The sequence below is a fragment of the Salmonella sp. SAL00672 genome, from assembly GCF_046552175.1.
GTDB lineage: Bacteria > Pseudomonadota > Gammaproteobacteria > Enterobacterales > Enterobacteriaceae > Salmonella > Salmonella enterica.
This window is the reverse complement of sequence record NZ_JBGDUQ010000001.1, coordinates 915,756-932,197: the sequence shown is the minus strand read 5'-3', so window position 1 is coordinate 932,197 and position 16,442 is coordinate 915,756. Positions and strand designations below refer to the sequence as shown.

The window sequence follows — 16,442 nt, the reverse complement described above, 5'->3', positions numbered from 1 at the left end:
GATCACTCCATCATCTTCTCGATCGGCAGTACCAGAATCGAGCTGGCGCCAAGCGCTTTCAGTTTCTCCATGGTTTCCCAGAACAGCGTTTCGCTGCTGACCATGTGCATCGCCACGCGCTGTTGCTCGCCCGCCAGCGGCAGAATTGTCGGCCTTTCAGCGCCTGGCAGCAGGGCGATAACCTCTTCCAGGCGTTCACTTGGCGCGTGCATCATGATGTATTTCGATTCGCGCGCCTGAATCACGCCCTGAATACGGGTCAGCAATTTATCGATCAGCTGCTGCTTGCTCTGTGCCATCTCACCGTCGCGCTGAATCAGACAGGCTTTAGAGCGGTAGATAACTTCGACTTCACGCAGGCCGTTAGCTTCAAGCGTCGCGCCGGTAGAGACCAAATCGCAGATAGCGTCGGCCAGCCCCGCGCGCGGCGCGACTTCGACAGAACCATTTAACAGACACGATTTAAAAGAGACGCCTTTCTGGTCGAGGTAGCGTTTGAGGAGGTGCGGATAAGAGGTAGCGATACGTTTACCGTCCAGCGCCGCCGGGCCGTCCCAGGCTTCGTCAACCGGCGTTGCCAGTGATAAACGGCAGCCGCCGAAGTCAAGACGGCGCAGGGTTAAATAGCGTGGATCTTCGCCCTGCGCGCGGCGGTTGAGTAGCTCTTCTTCCAGCACGTTTTCGCCGATAATGCCGAGATCGACCACGCCATCCATCACCAGACCCGGAATGTCATCATCACGCACGCGCAGGATATCAATCGGCATGTTTTCCGCCATCGCAATCAGGCGCTGAGTGTGTAAATTAATTTTTATGCCGCAGCGGGCCAGCAATTCTCGTGAATCATCGCTTAAACGGCCTGATTTCTGAATAGCTATGCGTAAGCGGGTGTTGTCTAACATTCTGCGTTCCTCTTTATCCTGTCTGAACCGGTCTGTATCGCGCGCCAAAAAAAAGCCCCCGGAAGATGATCTTCCGGGGGCTTTCTCATGCGTTCATGCACCACTGGAAGATCTGAATGTCTTCCAGCACACATCGCCTGAAAGACTAGTCAGGATGATGGTGATGATGGTGGTGTTTAAATTGAACGCGTGTCATAAAAATTCCGATGAATGCTTATTCATTTGATACCTTTTAACCTAAACCACTTTTACGCCTTAAAGCAAGCGCTTTTTTCATTTCGCATTTATAGTATGAATTGTCAGTCACGGCGGGCTGGCGTAGCCTTATGTATAAGGCGTTAAAGTCAGGAGAAAATGGATGAAAAAGGTCGCAATTGTCGGTTTAGGTTGGTTAGGCATGCCGCTGGCAATGTCGCTGGCAGCGAGAGGCTGGCAGGTTACCGGCAGCAAAACCACCCTTGACGGGGTGGAAGCGGCCCGTATGAGTGGAATTGAAAGCTATCCGCTGCGTCTGGAGCCGGAGCTGGTCTGTGAGGCGGACGATCTTGACGCTCTGCTGGATGTCGATGCGCTGGTGATAACACTGCCCGCGCGCCGTAGCGGTCCAGGAGAGGATTTTTATCTGCAGGCGATGCAGGAGCTGGTCGACAGTGCGCTGGCTTATCGTATCCCGCGTATTATTTTTACCAGTTCGACGTCTGTTTACGGCGATGCGCAAGGCGTGGTGAAAGAGAATACGCCGCGTAATCCGGTCACGGCCAGCGGGCGTACCCTGAAGGAACTGGAAGATTGGCTGCATAATCTGCCGGGCACGTCAGTAGATATTCTGCGGCTGGCGGGGTTGGTCGGGCCTGGACGCCATCCCGGTCGTTTCTTTGCCGGAAAAACCGCGCCGGATGGTCAACACGGGGTCAATCTGGTGCATCTTGAAGACGTGGTTGGCGCAATTACCCTCTTGCTACAGGCGCCAAAAGGGGGGCACATCTATAATATATGTGCGCCGGCGCATCCAGCCCGCAACGTGTTTTATCCGCAAATGACGCGCTTGCTGGGAATGGCGCCGCCGCATTTTCGTGACGCACCGGACAACGGCAAAGGGAAGATTATCGACGGTAGCCGGATTTGTAATGAGCTGGGATTTGAATATCAATATCCCGATCCGCTGGTGATGCCGATGGAGTGAGTCGCTGTCCAGCAGGTGGTCGCCATATAGCGCAAGGGGACGAGTATGAAACCACTGCTGGACGTTCTGATTATTCTTGATGCGTTAGAAAAAGAAGGCAGCTTCGCGGCGGCGTCGGCAAAATTATTTAAAACGCCGTCCGCCCTCAGTTATACCGTTCATAAGCTGGAAAACGATCTTAATATCCAATTGCTCGACCGTAGCGGGCATCGCGCGCGATTTACGCGAACCGGTAAGATGCTACTGGAAAAAGGCCGTGAAGTGCTGCACACCGTTCGCGAGCTGGAAAAGCAGGCGATTAAACTGCATGAAGGCTGGGAGAACGAACTGGTCATCGGTGTGGATGATACCTTTCCCTTTTCTCTTCTGGCCCCGCTTATCGACGCTTTTTATCAACGCCACAGCGTGACGCGCCTTAAATTTGTCAATGGCGTTCTCGGCGGTTCATGGGAGACGCTGACGCAGGGAAGGGCGGATATTATTGTTGGCGCCATGCGCGCGCCGCCGCCTGACACCGGCTTTGGCTTTGCAAGACTGGGCGACCTTGAACTGGTGTTTGCCGTCGCCCCTCATCATCCGCTGGTTCATGAAGAGGAACCGCTTAGCCGCCAGACGATCAAACGTTTTCGCGCGATTGTGGTTGGCGATAGCGTCCATTCCTCGCGATCAATAGGGTCTGAACTGCTCGACGCTCAGGAAGCGATTACCGTGTTTGATTTTAAAACCAAGCTGGAGCTGCAAATTAGCGGCCTGGGATGCGGCTATTTACCGCGTTATCTGGCGCAGCGATTTTTGGAAAGCGGCGCGCTTATAGAGAAGAAAGTTGTGGCGCAAATCGTCTATGAACCGGTGTGGGTTGGCTGGAATGAACAGACCGCCGGGCTGGCCAGCGGCTGGTGGCGGGATGAAATTTTAGCAAATAATGCTATTGCTGGGGTGTATGCAAAATCGCCGGTTTAAAAATCAATCGCTTATGAAAAATAATTTTTTGAACGCGCTCGCATTCTCTTGTCATTTCACTTCAATTTAGGGCAGAATACGCCGCTTGCAAAAAATGACACTAACCGACGTTTTAATACGCGTCGGTTATTTTTTTGCTTCAAACACATCATTCAATACCAAGAGGCCGGGCTTCGTACCGGATAGATACTTACTTAAAAATCGACAGTTGTTGTCGCTGAGGAATCCAGAAAATGGGGCAATTTTTTGCTTACGCGACGGCATTCGCCGTAAAGGAGAATGACCATGTCGCATAACGTTACTCCAAACACCTCTCGCGTGGAATTACGTAAAACGCTTACGTTAGTTCCGGTTGTAATGATGGGTCTTGCCTATATGCAGCCGATGACGCTGTTCGATACATTTGGTATCGTTTCAGGCCTCACTGACGGTCACGTACCGACGGCGTATGCATTCGCGTTAATCGCGATTCTGTTTACGGCGTTGAGCTACGGGAAACTGGTGCGTCGCTACCCTTCCGCGGGTTCGGCGTATACCTATGCCCAGAAATCCATCAGCCCGACCGTTGGCTTTATGGTGGGTTGGTCTTCTCTGCTCGATTATCTGTTCGCGCCGATGATCAACATTCTGTTGGCGAAAATTTATTTTGAAGCGCTGGTGCCCTCCATTCCGTCATGGGTGTTTGTTGTGGCGCTGGTGGCCTTTATGACGGCCTTTAACCTGCGCAGCCTCAAATCGGTCGCTAACTTCAACACCGTGATTGTAGTGCTACAGGTGGTGCTGATTGCGGTCATTCTGGGCATGGTGGTTTATGGCGTATTTGAAGGCGAAGGCGCCGGTACGCTGGCGAGCACCCGTCCGTTCTGGTCCGGCGATGCGCACGTTATCCCGATGATTACGGGAGCGACGATCCTGTGCTTCTCCTTTACCGGCTTTGACGGCATCAGTAACCTGTCGGAAGAGACCAAAGATGCTGAGCGCGTGATCCCGCGTGCGATTTTCCTGACCGCGCTGATTGGCGGCCTGATCTTCATCTTTGCAACCTATTTCCTGCAATTGTACTTCCCGGATATCTCTCGCTTTAAAGATCCGGATGCGTCTCAGCCGGAAATCATGCTGTACGTGGCGGGTAAAACCTTCCAGGTGGGCGCGCTGATCTTCTCTACTATCACCGTACTGGCTTCCGGTATGGCGGCGCATGCAGGCGTAGCGCGCCTGATGTACGTAATGGGGCGCGACGGCGTATTCCCGAAAAGCTTCTTCGGTTACGTTCATCCGAAATGGCGTACCCCAGCGATGAACATCATCCTGGTCGGGGCGATCGCGCTGCTGGCGATTAATTTTGACCTGGTGATGGCGACGGCGCTGATTAACTTTGGTGCGCTGGTCGCGTTTACCTTTGTTAACCTGTCGGTGATTTCGCAGTTCTGGATCCGTGAGAAGCGTAATAAAACGTTGAAAGATCACTTCCAGTATCTGTTCCTGCCCATGTGCGGCGCGCTCACGGTTGGTGCGTTGTGGGTTAACCTGGAAGAGAGCTCAATGGTACTGGGCCTGATCTGGGCGGGTATCGGGCTGATTTATCTGGCGTGCGTAACTAAAAGCTTCCGCAACCCGGTTCCACAGTACGAAGACGTCGCGTAATCGCGCGTATTATCGGCAATAGTAAAACCGGAGGCAGTGCCTCCGGTTTTTTGTTTGTCATCCAGCACGTTTACCGGATGGCGGCGTCACTCTTTATCCGCTCTGGATTAACAATGCTCGTCAGGCATTGGTCAATTACACAATCTCAGTTGCGTACTGCCACAGTGATTTCAGCAACCCCAGCTTCGTTTTATCTTCCGCATACTGCTGAGAAAGCATCTGCAATTCATTGGCATATTGTTGTAAAAACTCCGGCGTCAGCACCTGACGGCGATGCTCCAGCCAGCGCTGCTGCTCTGCGTCATCCAGCGTACCGGGAAAATTGCGTGCGCGGTAATTAAACAGCAGCTTCTCAATGCGCTTATCGACAAAGGTAATGTCCAGCGCGGGCAGGTTACGTGGCTCGGTTTCGAGTACGATTTTCATGGCTGCGCGATCGGCATCGCTGAAAAAACCATCATAGAGCTGGGCATCAACGTTATCCGAGGCGGCAAAAGGTTCGGCTTCGGCGAAAATCGCCACCACTTTGTCGCGAACCTGCGGGTTTTCACGCAACACTTTCAGGTTATCCAGGCAATGCTGGCGGTTAATTCCCAGCCGGTCGGCATCCTCCGGGCGCAAGGTATTCGCCTGCGCCAGTACCGGACATTTATTGATATGCACCAGCTTTACCGGCACTGCGGCGTGATCGCCAAGATCGGCTTTGGCCGTATAAAGCCGCTCGCGAAGGGTGTCGCTGTCCAGCTCAAGAAGAGGAGAAATATCGCCTGCTAAATCGACCATGATCACCGCGTTACGGTTTTCAGGATGCCACGCCAGCGGCGCGACCCAGCTTGTATTACCGCGCCACGCGCCAAACATGCCGGAGACATGCACCAGCGGCTTCATTTGCGGGACGTCAATCAGCGCCGCCAGTTTATGTTTACTGCGGTGGCTATAAAGATAATCAAACAGCCGTGGCTGGCGTGTTTTCACCAGTTGCGCCATCGCAATAGTGGCGTAGACATCCGCCATCGCATCATGCGCGTTGCTGTGTTCGATCCCGTTCGCCTGGGTTAAATGTTCCAGACGAAAGCTGGGCAGGCCGTCGTCGTTTTCCGGCCAGTTAATTCCCTCCGGGCGCAGCGCATAACAGGCGCGCATGACATCCAATAGATCCCAACGTGAATTATCATGCTGCCAGCTCCAGGCATAGGGATCGTAAAAGTTGCGATAAAAAATATTGCGCGTGACTTCATCATCAAAACGCACATTGTTGTAGCCCACAACGCAGGTTTTAGGAACGGTAAACAGCGCATGAATGCGTCTGGCGAAAGCGGCTTCGTTTTCTCCTTTCTCACGCGCTTCCTGCGGCGTGATGCCGGTAATCAGCACCGCGCCGGGCTGCGGTAGATAATCATCGGCGGGTTTGCAATAAAACACCTCCGGCTCGCCGATAACGTTGAAGTCGTTATCCGTACGGAGCGCGGCGAATTGCGCAGGTCTGTCGAGGGCCGGATGCGTACCGAAGGTTTCGTAATCGTGGAAGAGGAATGTGCTCTGTATGCTGTCGTTTTTAACTGTCACTTGATGTACACGCCTGATGTTATCTGTATATGAAATATTTTATTCTTTTATTTTGTCGTTGATTGATTGTATTTGTACACCAATTGATATTGTTGCTAATGTTCGTACATGCGATGGTGAGTACATAAACATTAAAATCATTGAGTACAAAATACTAAAATGACCATCAGCGACACTAAACTACGCTCCCTCTATGGTAAACCATATTCCGGTCCATCTGAAATTACTGGTTCTGATTTAGTACTGTATGGAATTTAGGCCAGGGGCAATCTGGCCGGGATCTCAAAAAATGCATGGACTAAAACGGGTCTATGTACAGAGGGACACAACGCTGTGTCCCTTAATTTCATGCGGGTTGAGGCTGGACTAGGCCCAGGCCAGTGGCAGGATGGATGACAGAACACTCGGGAAATATTTTCTGGCATGACGTTGCATACTATCCGCCACAACGCTGGTACAGGTAAAGGCGCCATGGAGGCCGTGAAAACGGTCGGACCAGTCGGTAAACTGTTCGCTGGACGGGAAGATCGCCGGAGACAGCTCCCAGGCTTTCTGCATCAGCGCCTCCGCATAGCCTCTCAGGGCCGGCGGAGAGTCATGCTCAGTGCCGAAAATGGCGCTGGAGGAATAGCGTGCGAATGCGGTACTGAGACAGAACAGGGTTTCCGCCTGCTTCTGTGGGGTGGCGTCCGTCAGGTGATAAGCACTGAGGATGTGCTGGTAGTGTGCCGGGCTGAGTTTGCCTTCAGGAAGCAAGGGGGCAAAAATGGTGGCCAGACGCGACACTGAGGCATCATCAATCAACTTCACGGTGGAATGTTTCTGGTTCGTGGCGGCAATAAACTGCTGGTTCAGCTCCCCGTGCTCTTCAGTGCTGAGGATGATATCAATCAGCTCCCCAAAGCGTCGCTGCGTGGCCTGCTGATTAAATGCGGCGAGAAACACCGGAAAGTCATGACGGAATAACTCTACCGGAGAGATTTGCGCGGTGGAAACGTTCTCTCCGGCTCGCAGCAGGTAAAAGTTGTCCCATGCAGTGTCAGGAGTAGGGTTTAGCATTGTTAACAGCGTGTCAGTGGAGAGCATCATCGCCGTGTCTGAATCTTGGGAGGAAAGCAGCAGGAAATTATCTGCAGCGCGGGTTGTCCAGTCCGGGCTGCCGTCATAATTGCCGAAGAGCCCATTATGGATGTGGGGAGACACCGCCGGGTGAGCAAGATACTGTTCATAAAGCGCTGCAGCTTTCTGGCGGGTGCCATCAGTGCAGTCCACGCCTGTCATACAGTGTAAAATCACCTGATTAAAGAGTCCGCTGTGAGTGGTCATGGCGGCGCTGTTCCTGTCAAACGAATCCAGCAACACAGGCAGTATGCGCTGCTGATAATATGTGTCAGGAGTCGGCAGGGGAACGTCATTATAGGTCTGGCACTGGTGGGCAAAAAAACGTTCCTGAACAGGCCCGAGCCACTCGCGGATAAGCGCACTTTGCGTATAGGGAGGGTGGGCCAGTACGCTTACCAGCGAACTTTCAACTGGCCGGATACATGCCTCTGTTAAGCGGCCACCCCGCAATGACTTAACCAGGTCTTCCATTGCCTGGACTTTTTCCTGACTGTATTTATCGGGCAGGCTGTCAATGGTCATCAGAATACTTTTACCATTATTGTGCTCATGATTTAAAAATCCATCCACAGCGTTCTCAGTCCAAAGGAGTGGCATTTGCAGCCAGATATCACCTAGACGAATAAAATTTCCGCCCCCTGACACTGACGGAGGTGATGAATTATCCGGTTCATTTAAAATAACGCCAGAGAGGTTGGCTTTGTGACGTATAAGCGTATTTTTTAATGTTGTATCAATAAAAGAGGGCTGTTGTTGTGTAGTAATTGAATACTGTAAAAACACTTCATTCATGTCTGAATTACTAAATTTCGTATTACTGCAGACTACATCACTCAGTGTCGAATAAGTGAATCGGCATTCGTCAAAATGTAAATGAGATATATCAGAATAAGTAAATTTTGAATTTGAAAAGTTGAACCCCTTAATAATATCGCCGTCTCGCTCCATGAAGCTGGGGGGCAATATTTTGCTGAATGTAATATTACGGAAATCTGCGTTTGAAAAATCGCGATCTGCGGCCGTAAGGGTTTCTCCGGCTTTCTGTCGTAAAACTGCATCCGTGAGTTTCTTAGCCCAGTCGGCAGGTGATGACGGGGAAGACGTAGCCTGAAGTGAGAGGGAGGGGGATACTGGTGGTGTTCTACCTTCAGAAACCGTGGGCCTGTTATTGGCTGATACAGAGACTCCACCGGGGAGCGGGGCCGCACCTGTCATTCTGTAATTATAATCACATGTTTGATTTGCAATATGCTTACGCATGAATGCTGCATTCATTTTTGAGACATCTTCTGCTGAAATATTTTTCTTGCCTGCATTATTTGTATCTTTAATATTTTTAACAGTAATCAATATTTTGTTTAAGGTGTTTTTATCTTTCGGCTGAAAGAAGTCTTTTATTTTTTGTGGTAACGCGAACTCAATCGATGAGCTCTTTCCTGTTTTAAGTTTTTCATTTAAAGAAGCATGCGTGTTTTTAACACTGGTTATTTTTGAGGCGAGCCCGTTTTTCGTATGTTCACGAATAGAGGTAATTAATTTTTTAACCTGGTTAGGAATAGTAGAAAAATTAATTGCGCCTGATGATATCTTCATTAGAATTCCTTATCAACATCATTATGGAAAAACGGTCTGGATTTTTAACGCCTTAAAAGTAAGCTTCATATATCGGTATGGCGATGGAGATCACAATTCACCATGCTATCTGGAAGGTTTCTTTCAGAAAGTGTCCATTCTGTCATCATGTCACCGTATTGTGGGACGCTGACGTATCTGCGGAAAAATCCAGGCATAAGAGAGCGGGTCGGGTAACGGAGCCCGTGTGCACGCAAAAGTAAACCCGCTTCGATGCTCAACCAGTGTTTTTTCGCCGGCATTCGGGATATCGTCGGCGGACGGTCCGGCGCGTATGAGAAAGAACTGCGTAAAGCGCGTGAAATCGCTTTTCAGGAAATAATCGTTTTCTTTTAAATATTATTACGTGTTATTGGAATTGTATCATTTTTATAATTAACAGCGGGTTGTTTGGTAATTCTGCTGATTATTCAATGACAGTCCATGTGCGTGTTCAGGAAATGTAAAATATTTATAAAATAAAAGGTTTTATCGTGTTGGCATGCTCATTTTAACAACTATTTCAAATTGTGATTGAAGCCGACATTTCATAATACAAATTAAATATAATCTTCAGCTATATCTAATAACAGGAGGTTATATGAGCATTAGTCGTCGTTCTTTTTTGCAGGGGGTAGGCATAGGCTGCTCTGCCTGCGCGCTGGGCGCTTTTCCGCCCGGGGCGCTGGCGCGCAACCCGATTGCCGGCATTAACGGTAAAACCACGCTAACGCCAAGTTTGTGCGAGATGTGTTCCTTTCGTTGCCCTATTCAGGCGCAGGTAGTCAATAACAAGACCGTTTTTATCCAGGGCAATCCTTCTGCGCCGCAGCAGGGGACGCGCATATGCGCCAGGGGCGGGAGCGGCGTCAGCCTGGTCAATGACCCGCAACGGATTGTAAAACCTATGAAACGCACCGGGCCACGCGGCGACGGTGAATGGCAGGTGATTAGCTGGCAACAGGCTTACCAGGAAATCGCGGCGAAAATGAATGCCATCAAAGCGCAGCATGGCCCTGAGAGCGTGGCTTTCTCTTCCAAATCGGGCTCGCTCTCCAGCCATCTTTTCCATCTGGCTACGGCCTTTGGTTCGCCTAATACCTTTACTCACGCCTCAACATGCCCTGCCGGGAAAGCCATTGCGGCAAAAGTGATGATGGGCGGCGATCTGGCGATGGATATCGCTAACACGCGCTATCTGGTTTCGTTTGGCCACAATTTGTATGAAGGGATTGAAGTTGCCGATACCCATGAGTTAATGACCGCGCAGGAGAAGGGGGCCAAAATGGTGAGCTTCGATCCGCGTTTGTCGATATTTTCCAGCAAGGCGGATGAGTGGCACGCTATTCGTCCCGGGGGGGATTTAGCGGTTCTGCTGGCGATGTGCCACGTCATGATTGATGAACAGCTCTACGATGCGTCTTTTGTTGAGCGTTATACCAGCGGATTTGAACAGTTAGCACAGGCGGTAAAAGAGACGACGCCGGAATGGGCCGCCGCGCAGGCCGATGTCCCAGCCGACGTTATTGTCCGGGTGACACGCGAACTGGCTGCCTGCGCGCCTCACGCTATTGTCAGTCCTGGTCATCGCGCGACGTTCTCGCAGGAAGAGATCGATATGCGGCGTATGATTTTTACGCTTAATGTGCTGCTCGGTAATATTGAGCGCGAAGGCGGGCTATATCAGAAAAAAAACGCGTCTGTTTACAATAAACTGGCCGGAGAAAAGGTCGCGCCAACGCTGGCGAAACTCAACATTAAAAATATGCCGAAACCGACGGCGCAACGCATCGATTTGGTCGCACCGCAGTTTAAATATATCGCCGCTGGCGGCGGCGTGGTGCAAAGCATTATTGACTCGGCGTTAACCCAGAAGCCTTACCCGATAAAGGCGTGGATTATGTCGCGGCATAATCCTTTCCAGACCGTCACCTGTCGTTCGGACCTGGTAAAAACCGTTGAGCAACTGGATCTGGTGGTCAGCTGCGATGTCTATTTGAGCGAGAGCGCGGCATATGCCGACTATCTGCTGCCGGAATGCACCTATCTCGAACGGGACGAAGAGGTATCCGATATGTCGGGACTGCACCCGGCTTACGCTCTGCGCCAACAGGTCGTAGAGCCGATTGGCGAGGCGCGTCCGAGTTGGCAAATCTGGAAAGAACTTGGCGAGCAGTTGGGATTAGGGCAGTACTATCCGTGGCAGGATATGCAGACGCGCCAACTCTATCAGTTGAACGGCGACCATGCCTTAGCGAAGGAACTGCGACAGAAAGGGTATCTCGAATGGGGCGTTCCGCTGCTATTACGCGAACCAGAATCCGTTCGTCAGTTTACGGCGCGTTACCCCGGCGCTATCGCGACGGACAGTGACAACACCTATGGCGAACAGCTTCGCTTCAAATCGCCCTCCGGCAAAATCGAACTTTATTCCGCAACCCTGGAGGAGTTGCTCCCTGGCTACGGCGTTCCGCGCGTTCGTGACTTTGCGCTGAAAAAAGAGAATGAGCTTTACTTCATTCAGGGCAAGGTGGCCGTGCATACCAATGGCGCGACGCAGTACGTACCTTTACTCAGCGAGCTAATGTGGGATAACGCGGTCTGGGTTCATCCGCAAACGGCGCAAGAAAAAGGCATTAAGACCGGCGATGAGATCTTGCTGGAAAATGCCACGGGTAAAGAGAAAGGTAAGGCGCTGGTGACGCCCGGTATCCGCCCGGACACGCTTTTTGTCTATATGGGATTTGGCGCTAAAGCTGGGGCCAAAACGGCGGCGACGACACACGGTATCCACTGCGGAAATTTACTGCCGCACGTGACGAGTCCGGTATCCGGTACGGTAGTGCATACCGCAGGCGTGACGCTGAGCCGGGCATGAGGGAGGAGGGAACCATGAATCATTTAACGAATCAGTACGTCATGCTGCATGATGAAAAACGTTGTATCGGCTGCCAGGCGTGTACCGTTGCCTGCAAAGTGCTTAATGACGTACCGGAGGGATTTAGCCGCGTACAGGTACAAATTCGCGCCCCTGAACAGGCATCCAACGCACTAACCCATTTTCAATTTGTCCGCGTCTCCTGTCAGCACTGTGAAAATGCGCCATGTGTCAGCGTTTGTCCTACCGGAGCGTCATATCGTGATGAAAACGGGATCGTGCAGGTGGATAAATCGCGCTGTATTGGCTGCGATTATTGTGTTGCCGCGTGTCCTTTCCATGTGCGCTATTTGAATCCGCAAACCGGTGTCGCCGACAAGTGTAACTTCTGCGCCGACACGCGGTTGGCGGCTGGCCAGTCTCCGGCGTGCGTATCCGTTTGCCCAACGGACGCGCTGAAATTCGGCAGACTGGATGAGAGCGAGATCCAGCGCTGGGTCGGTCAGAAAGAGGTCTATCGCCAGCAGGAGGCGCGTAGCGGCGCGGTCAGTCTGTACCGTCGTAAAGAAGTCCATCAGGAGGGTAAAGCATGAATACTATCTGGGGAGCGGAACTACATTATGCGCCAGATTATTGGCCGCTGTGGTTAATTTACGCAGGCGTCGTGGTGCTGCTCATGCTTGTTGGGCTGGTTATCCATGCGTTATTGCGCCGGATGCTGGCGCCAAAAACGGCGGGCGGCGAAGAGCATCGTGACTATCTCTACTCGCTGGCGATTCGCCGTTGGCATTGGGGAAATGCGTTACTGTTTGTTTTATTACTGTTAAGCGGTTTATTTGGTCATTTTTCTCTCGGCCCTGTAGCGCTAATGGTACAAGTGCATACCTGGTGTGGTTTTGCCTTACTGGCTTTCTGGGTCGGGTTTGTGCTGATCAACCTCACCACAGGTAACGGGCGTCACTATCGGGTAAATTTTTCCGGACTGGTAACGCGCTGCATACGCCAGACGCGTTTTTACCTTTTTGGCATCATGAAAGGGGAAGCGCATCCGTTCGCGGCAACAGAGCAGAATAAGTTCAATCCACTGCAACAACTGGCATATCTGGCGATTATGTACGCGCTGGTACCGCTGTTAATCATCACCGGTTTGCTGTGTCTCTATCCGCAGGTTGCGGGTCTGGGCCCTGTGATGCTGGTGCTGCATATGGCGCTTGCTATCATCGGCTTACTGTTTATTTGCGCGCATCTCTATCTGTGTACTCTTGGCGACACGCCGGGACAAATTTTCCGTAGCATGGTTGACGGCTATCATCGTCATCGTACCGCGCCGCGCGGGGATAAGTCCGCCGTCTGAGCGTATCCATAAAATAATGTCAGCAAGAAAATGTGCCTTGTGTCACATTTTCTTGCAATTTATCCATGTTTGTTTAACTGAACTTCCGTAAAAAGAACGGCAAATAGAGACCATCCTGAGGACATGCAGTTGAAACGCCGTTTGTTTATTGCCGCTTCTTTATTCGCGATGCACCTTTCTCCTGCGCTTGCGGCCGATGCCGTAAGTTTTGCTCCCCAACCGCCAGCCATTGATGCAGGCGCCTGGGTGTTGATGGATTACACTACGGGACAGGTTCTTACCGCCGGTAATGAACACCAGCAACGTAATCCCGCCAGCCTTACCAAGCTAATGACGGGCTACGTCGTCGATCGCGCCATCGATAGTCATCGTATCAGCCCTGACGATATCGTCACAGTTGGGCGCGACGCCTGGGCGAAGGATAATCCGGTGTTTGTCGGCTCCTCGTTGATGTTTTTAAAAGAAGGGGATCGCGTGTCGGTGCGTGATTTAAGCCGTGGCTTAATCGTGGATTCCGGTAACGATGCCTGTGTGGCGCTGGCGGATTATATCGCGGGCGGGCAGCCGCAGTTTGTGGCGATGATGAACAGCTATGTGAAAAAACTCAATTTACAGGATACCCATTTTGAAACCGTCCACGGTCTGGATGCGCCGGGACAACATAGCTCCGCGTATGATCTGGCCGTACTCTCCCGGGCGATTATTCACGGCGAACCTGAATTTTATCACATGTACAGCGAGAAAAGCCTGACCTGGAACGGCATCACACAGCAGAACCGCAACGGCTTGTTATGGGATAAGACCATGCATATCGATGGGCTTAAAACCGGACACACATCGGGGGCGGGATTTAATCTTATCGCATCGGCGGTGGACGGGCAGCGTCGACTTATCGCCGTCGTGATGGGAGCGAAAAGTTCGAAAGGACGCGAGGAACAGGCGCGAAAACTGTTGCAGTGGGGCCAGCAAAACTTTGCGACGGTGCAGATTTTGCACAGCGGCAAAAAAGTGGGCAGCGAGCGGATCTGGTACGGAGACAAAGAAAAGATTGCGCTGGGTACGGAACAGGATTTCTGGATGGCGCTGCCCAAAGCGGAAATTCCGCATATCAAAGCAAAATATGTGCTGGATAGAAAAGAGCTGGAGGCGCCAATCGCCGCCCATCAACGGGTAGGTGAAATAGAGCTCTACGATCGGGATAAACTGATCGCTCAGCGGCCGCTGGTCACTCTGGAATCGGTGGGTAAAGGCGGTATGTTCTCTCGTCTGAGCGACTATTTTCAGCATAAAGTGTAAGCCGTTGTCACACACCGTTCACCGTCATTTGAGGTGTCAAAAGGGCGGGATTGCGAGGTTGCTCACAAAATGATCACGCTGTCCTTGTGACCGTAAAAGGCTGTAATTACACTGTACATTCATACAGTATAGTGAAGTGACGGAGGCAGCATGGATTACGAAATCAGGCAGGAACAAAAACGCAAGATAGCCGGTTTCCACATGGTCGGTCCATGGGAACACACCGTGAAGCAGGGTTTTGAACAACTGATGACGTGGGTGGATCGACAGCGGATCGTGCCAGTTGAATGGATTGCCGTCTATTACGACAATCCAGATGTCGTACCTGCGGAAAAACTCCGCTGCGATACCGTGGTGTCCGTGGCAGAGAATTTCATCCTGCCGGACAATAGCGAAGGCGTAATCGTGACCGCCATTGAAGGCGGCGAATATGCCACTGCTGTCGCGCGAGTGGAAGACCGTGACTTTGCGAAGCCGTGGGAACGGTTTTTTGATGTCCTCGAGCAGGATAGCGCTTATCAGATAGCCTCTGCGCCCTGTTTTGAAACCTATCTGAATAACGGCATGGAAGATGGATACTGGGATATTGAAATGTATATTCCGGTACAGCGGAAGTGATCGACTGGTTTCCTGGCTGAAAAGAGCGGACGGATAATGTGTTCCGTCCGCCAGTGCGCTATTTTTGCTATAAAGCAGGTACAATGCATTTTTTGCCATTCCCGTAAGGAGCGCAAGCGTGCGTGCCGATAAGTCATTAAGCCCTTTTGAAATACGGTTGTACCGTCATTATCGCATCGTGCATGGCATACGTATCGCCCTGGCGTTCATTCTTACCTTTCTGCTGGTTCGTCTGTTTTCTATTCCCGAGGGCACATGGCCGCTAATCACGTTAGTGGTGATTATGGGGCCCATCTCATTCTGGGGAAATGTAGTGCCTCGTGCTTTTGAGCGCATAGGCGGTACGATCCTGGGCGCGGCGTTAGGGCTGGTGGCGTTACGCCTGGAGCTCTTTTCCTTACCGCTGATGCTGGTGTGGTGTGCGATAGCGATGTTTTTGTGCGGCTGGCTGGCCTTAGGGAAAAAACCGTATCAGGCGCTACTGATAGGCATAACGCTTGCCGTTGTTGTCGGTGCTCCCGCTGGTGATATGGATACGGCATTATGGCGTGGCGGGGATGTGATTTTGGGGTCGCTACTGGCAATGTTGTTTACCGGCATCTGGCCCCAGCGCGCCTTTTTGCACTGGCGCATCCAACTGGCGCATTGCGTCACGGCGTATAATCGGGTGTATCAGGCAGCGCTGTCGCCGAATTTGCTGGAGCGCCCCCGGTTGGATAAACATTTGCAACGGTTGCTGAACGATGTCGTCAAAATGCGCGGGCTGATAACGCCCGCCAGTAAAGAAACCCGGATACAAAAATCTATTTTCGAGGCCATTCAGACCATCAACCGCAATCTGGTTTGTATGCTTGAATTACAAATCAATGCCCACTGGGCGACGCGCGCCAGCCATTTTGTGATGCTTAACGCGCACACATTGCGTGAAACCCAGCAGATGACGCAGCAAACCTTGCTAACGATCGCCCACGCGTTGTTTGAAGGCAACCCGCAGCCGGTACTGGCAAACACCGGTAAACTGAATGATATTGCTGCCGAGTTGCGGCAGCTAATGAACGAGCAGCAGGGCGACGCGGTGGCTGAAACCCCCATCCACGGCTATGTTTGGCTAAGTATGGAAACGGCCCGACAGTTGGAACTGCTTTCACATTTGATCTGCCGGGCTTTGCGCAAATAAAAAGCAGATGGGGCGAATGAATTTGTTGCTGCTTCGATTCAGCAAAGATTAAGAGTATGATACTAATATAAGGATAAAATGAGTGCTACTGGCAACGATTTTATCCCCGAACCTTCAGGTTTCCCCAGACG

General features: G+C 51.5%; 14 protein-coding genes, 2 pseudogenes and 1 other annotated feature. Of the genes and pseudogenes, 12 read left to right on the top strand and 4 right to left on the bottom strand.

Annotated features, from left to right (window positions below; all coding sequences use genetic code 11):
* Positions 1–2: 2 nt before the first annotated feature.
* Together hisG and hisL are read right to left on the bottom strand one after the other, a co-directional pair.
* Positions 3–902, bottom strand: a complete 900-nt coding sequence (gene hisG, locus ACLJTG_RS04915) for an ATP phosphoribosyltransferase (RefSeq protein WP_000886604.1) — start codon at positions 900–902, stop codon at positions 3–5.
* Between the two features lie 46 nt (positions 903–948).
* Positions 949–1,072 (bottom strand) — a sequence feature (His leader region).
* Positions 1,048–1,098 carry a his operon leader peptide gene (gene hisL / locus ACLJTG_RS04910; protein ID WP_001364200.1) on the bottom strand — a complete coding sequence of 17 codons (51 nt, stop codon included), beginning with the start codon at positions 1,096–1,098 and terminating at the stop codon, positions 1,048–1,050. Its footprint overlaps the feature before it by 25 nt.
* Positions 1,099–1,260: 162 nt before the next feature.
* Between hisL and ACLJTG_RS04905 the strand changes: the two genes are divergently transcribed.
* The 4 genes from ACLJTG_RS04905 (at position 1,261) to plaP (ending at position 4,689) form a co-directional block, all read left to right on the top strand.
* Positions 1,261–2,085 carry an SDR family oxidoreductase gene (locus tag ACLJTG_RS04905; RefSeq protein WP_000754712.1) on the top strand — a complete coding sequence of 275 codons (825 nt, stop codon included), beginning with the start codon at positions 1,261–1,263 and terminating at the stop codon, positions 2,083–2,085.
* Positions 2,086–2,130: 45 nt separating this feature from the next.
* On the top strand, positions 2,131–3,045 hold the full coding sequence (locus ACLJTG_RS04900) for a LysR family transcriptional regulator (RefSeq protein WP_000803316.1): 915 nt from the start codon (positions 2,131–2,133) through the stop codon (positions 3,043–3,045).
* 233 nt (positions 3,046–3,278) lie between these two features.
* Positions 3,279–3,341, top strand: a complete 63-nt coding sequence (gene yoeI, locus ACLJTG_RS04895; RefSeq protein WP_096335044.1) for a membrane protein YoeI — start codon at positions 3,279–3,281, stop codon at positions 3,339–3,341.
* Positions 3,331–4,689 carry a putrescine/proton symporter PlaP gene (gene plaP / locus ACLJTG_RS04890; protein WP_001519005.1) on the top strand — a complete coding sequence of 453 codons (1,359 nt, stop codon included), beginning with the start codon at positions 3,331–3,333 and terminating at the stop codon, positions 4,687–4,689. Before yoeI ends, plaP begins: the two co-directional genes overlap by 11 nt.
* Before the next feature lie 135 nt (positions 4,690–4,824).
* Here the strand turns inward: plaP and sbcB are convergent, their stop codons facing one another.
* The gene (gene sbcB / locus ACLJTG_RS04885; RefSeq protein ID WP_000216699.1) at positions 4,825–6,255 is read right to left on the bottom strand and encodes an exodeoxyribonuclease I; all 1,431 of its coding nucleotides are present in this window, start codon (positions 6,253–6,255) and stop codon (positions 4,825–4,827) included.
* A 159-nt stretch (positions 6,256–6,414) separates the two neighbouring features.
* Here sbcB and ACLJTG_RS04880 point away from each other — a divergent pair.
* A pseudogene (locus tag ACLJTG_RS04880) lies at positions 6,415–6,492 on the top strand (hypothetical protein); the annotation flags it as partial.
* 129 nt (positions 6,493–6,621) lie between these two features.
* On the opposite strand, the gene sopA reads toward ACLJTG_RS04880, so the two are convergent.
* On the bottom strand, positions 6,622–8,970 hold the full coding sequence (sopA, locus tag ACLJTG_RS04875; protein WP_198898266.1) for an SPI-1 type III secretion system effector HECT-type E3 ubiquitin transferase SopA: 2,349 nt from the start codon (positions 8,968–8,970) through the stop codon (positions 6,622–6,624).
* A 267-nt stretch (positions 8,971–9,237) separates the two neighbouring features.
* Here sopA and ACLJTG_RS04870 point away from each other — a divergent pair.
* From ACLJTG_RS04870 to ACLJTG_RS04840, 7 genes and pseudogenes are all read left to right on the top strand, one after another.
* A pseudogene (locus tag ACLJTG_RS04870) lies at positions 9,238–9,330 on the top strand (heavy metal-binding domain-containing protein); the annotation flags it as partial.
* Positions 9,331–9,589: 259 nt separating this feature from the next.
* The gene (phsA, locus tag ACLJTG_RS04865) at positions 9,590–11,866 is read left to right on the top strand and encodes a thiosulfate reductase PhsA (protein ID WP_198898265.1); all 2,277 of its coding nucleotides are present in this window, start codon (positions 9,590–9,592) and stop codon (positions 11,864–11,866) included.
* 14 nt (positions 11,867–11,880) lie between these two features.
* Positions 11,881–12,459 carry a thiosulfate reductase electron transport protein PhsB gene (gene phsB / locus ACLJTG_RS04860; RefSeq protein ID WP_001016236.1) on the top strand — a complete coding sequence of 193 codons (579 nt, stop codon included), beginning with the start codon at positions 11,881–11,883 and terminating at the stop codon, positions 12,457–12,459.
* Complete coding sequence (phsC, locus tag ACLJTG_RS04855; RefSeq protein WP_001092553.1) at positions 12,456–13,220, top strand: thiosulfate reductase cytochrome B subunit; 765 nt, start codon at positions 12,456–12,458, stop codon at positions 13,218–13,220. Before phsB ends, phsC begins: the two co-directional genes overlap by 4 nt.
* Before the next feature lie 123 nt (positions 13,221–13,343).
* A complete protein-coding gene (gene dacD / locus ACLJTG_RS04850; protein WP_198898264.1) occupies positions 13,344–14,516 on the top strand; it encodes a serine-type D-Ala-D-Ala carboxypeptidase DacD in 1,173 nt (390 codons plus the stop codon).
* 150 nt (positions 14,517–14,666) lie between these two features.
* A complete protein-coding gene (gene sbmC, locus ACLJTG_RS04845; protein WP_000384326.1) occupies positions 14,667–15,134 on the top strand; it encodes a DNA gyrase inhibitor SbmC in 468 nt (155 codons plus the stop codon).
* 118 nt (positions 15,135–15,252) lie between these two features.
* A complete protein-coding gene (locus ACLJTG_RS04840; RefSeq protein ID WP_001200854.1) occupies positions 15,253–16,311 on the top strand; it encodes an FUSC family protein in 1,059 nt (352 codons plus the stop codon).
* Positions 16,312–16,442 lie beyond the last annotated feature (131 nt).

Coding starts and splice junctions, on each gene's coding strand:
- dacD (WP_198898264.1), top strand. CDS start 13,344: ATGCAGTTGAAACGCCGTTTGTTTATTGCCGCTTCTTTATTCGCGATG.
- hisG (WP_000886604.1), bottom strand. CDS start 902: ATGTTAGACAACACCCGCTTACGCATAGCTATTCAGAAATCAGGCCGT.
- ACLJTG_RS04905 (WP_000754712.1), top strand. CDS start 1,261: ATGAAAAAGGTCGCAATTGTCGGTTTAGGTTGGTTAGGCATGCCGCTG.
- phsB (WP_001016236.1), top strand. CDS start 11,881: ATGAATCATTTAACGAATCAGTACGTCATGCTGCATGATGAAAAACGT.
- phsA (WP_198898265.1), top strand. CDS start 9,590: ATGAGCATTAGTCGTCGTTCTTTTTTGCAGGGGGTAGGCATAGGCTGC.
- ACLJTG_RS04900 (WP_000803316.1), top strand. CDS start 2,131: ATGAAACCACTGCTGGACGTTCTGATTATTCTTGATGCGTTAGAAAAA.
- sbmC (WP_000384326.1), top strand. CDS start 14,667: ATGGATTACGAAATCAGGCAGGAACAAAAACGCAAGATAGCCGGTTTC.
- sopA (WP_198898266.1), bottom strand. CDS start 8,970: ATGAAGATATCATCAGGCGCAATTAATTTTTCTACTATTCCTAACCAG.
- plaP (WP_001519005.1), top strand. CDS start 3,331: ATGTCGCATAACGTTACTCCAAACACCTCTCGCGTGGAATTACGTAAA.
- phsC (WP_001092553.1), top strand. CDS start 12,456: ATGAATACTATCTGGGGAGCGGAACTACATTATGCGCCAGATTATTGG.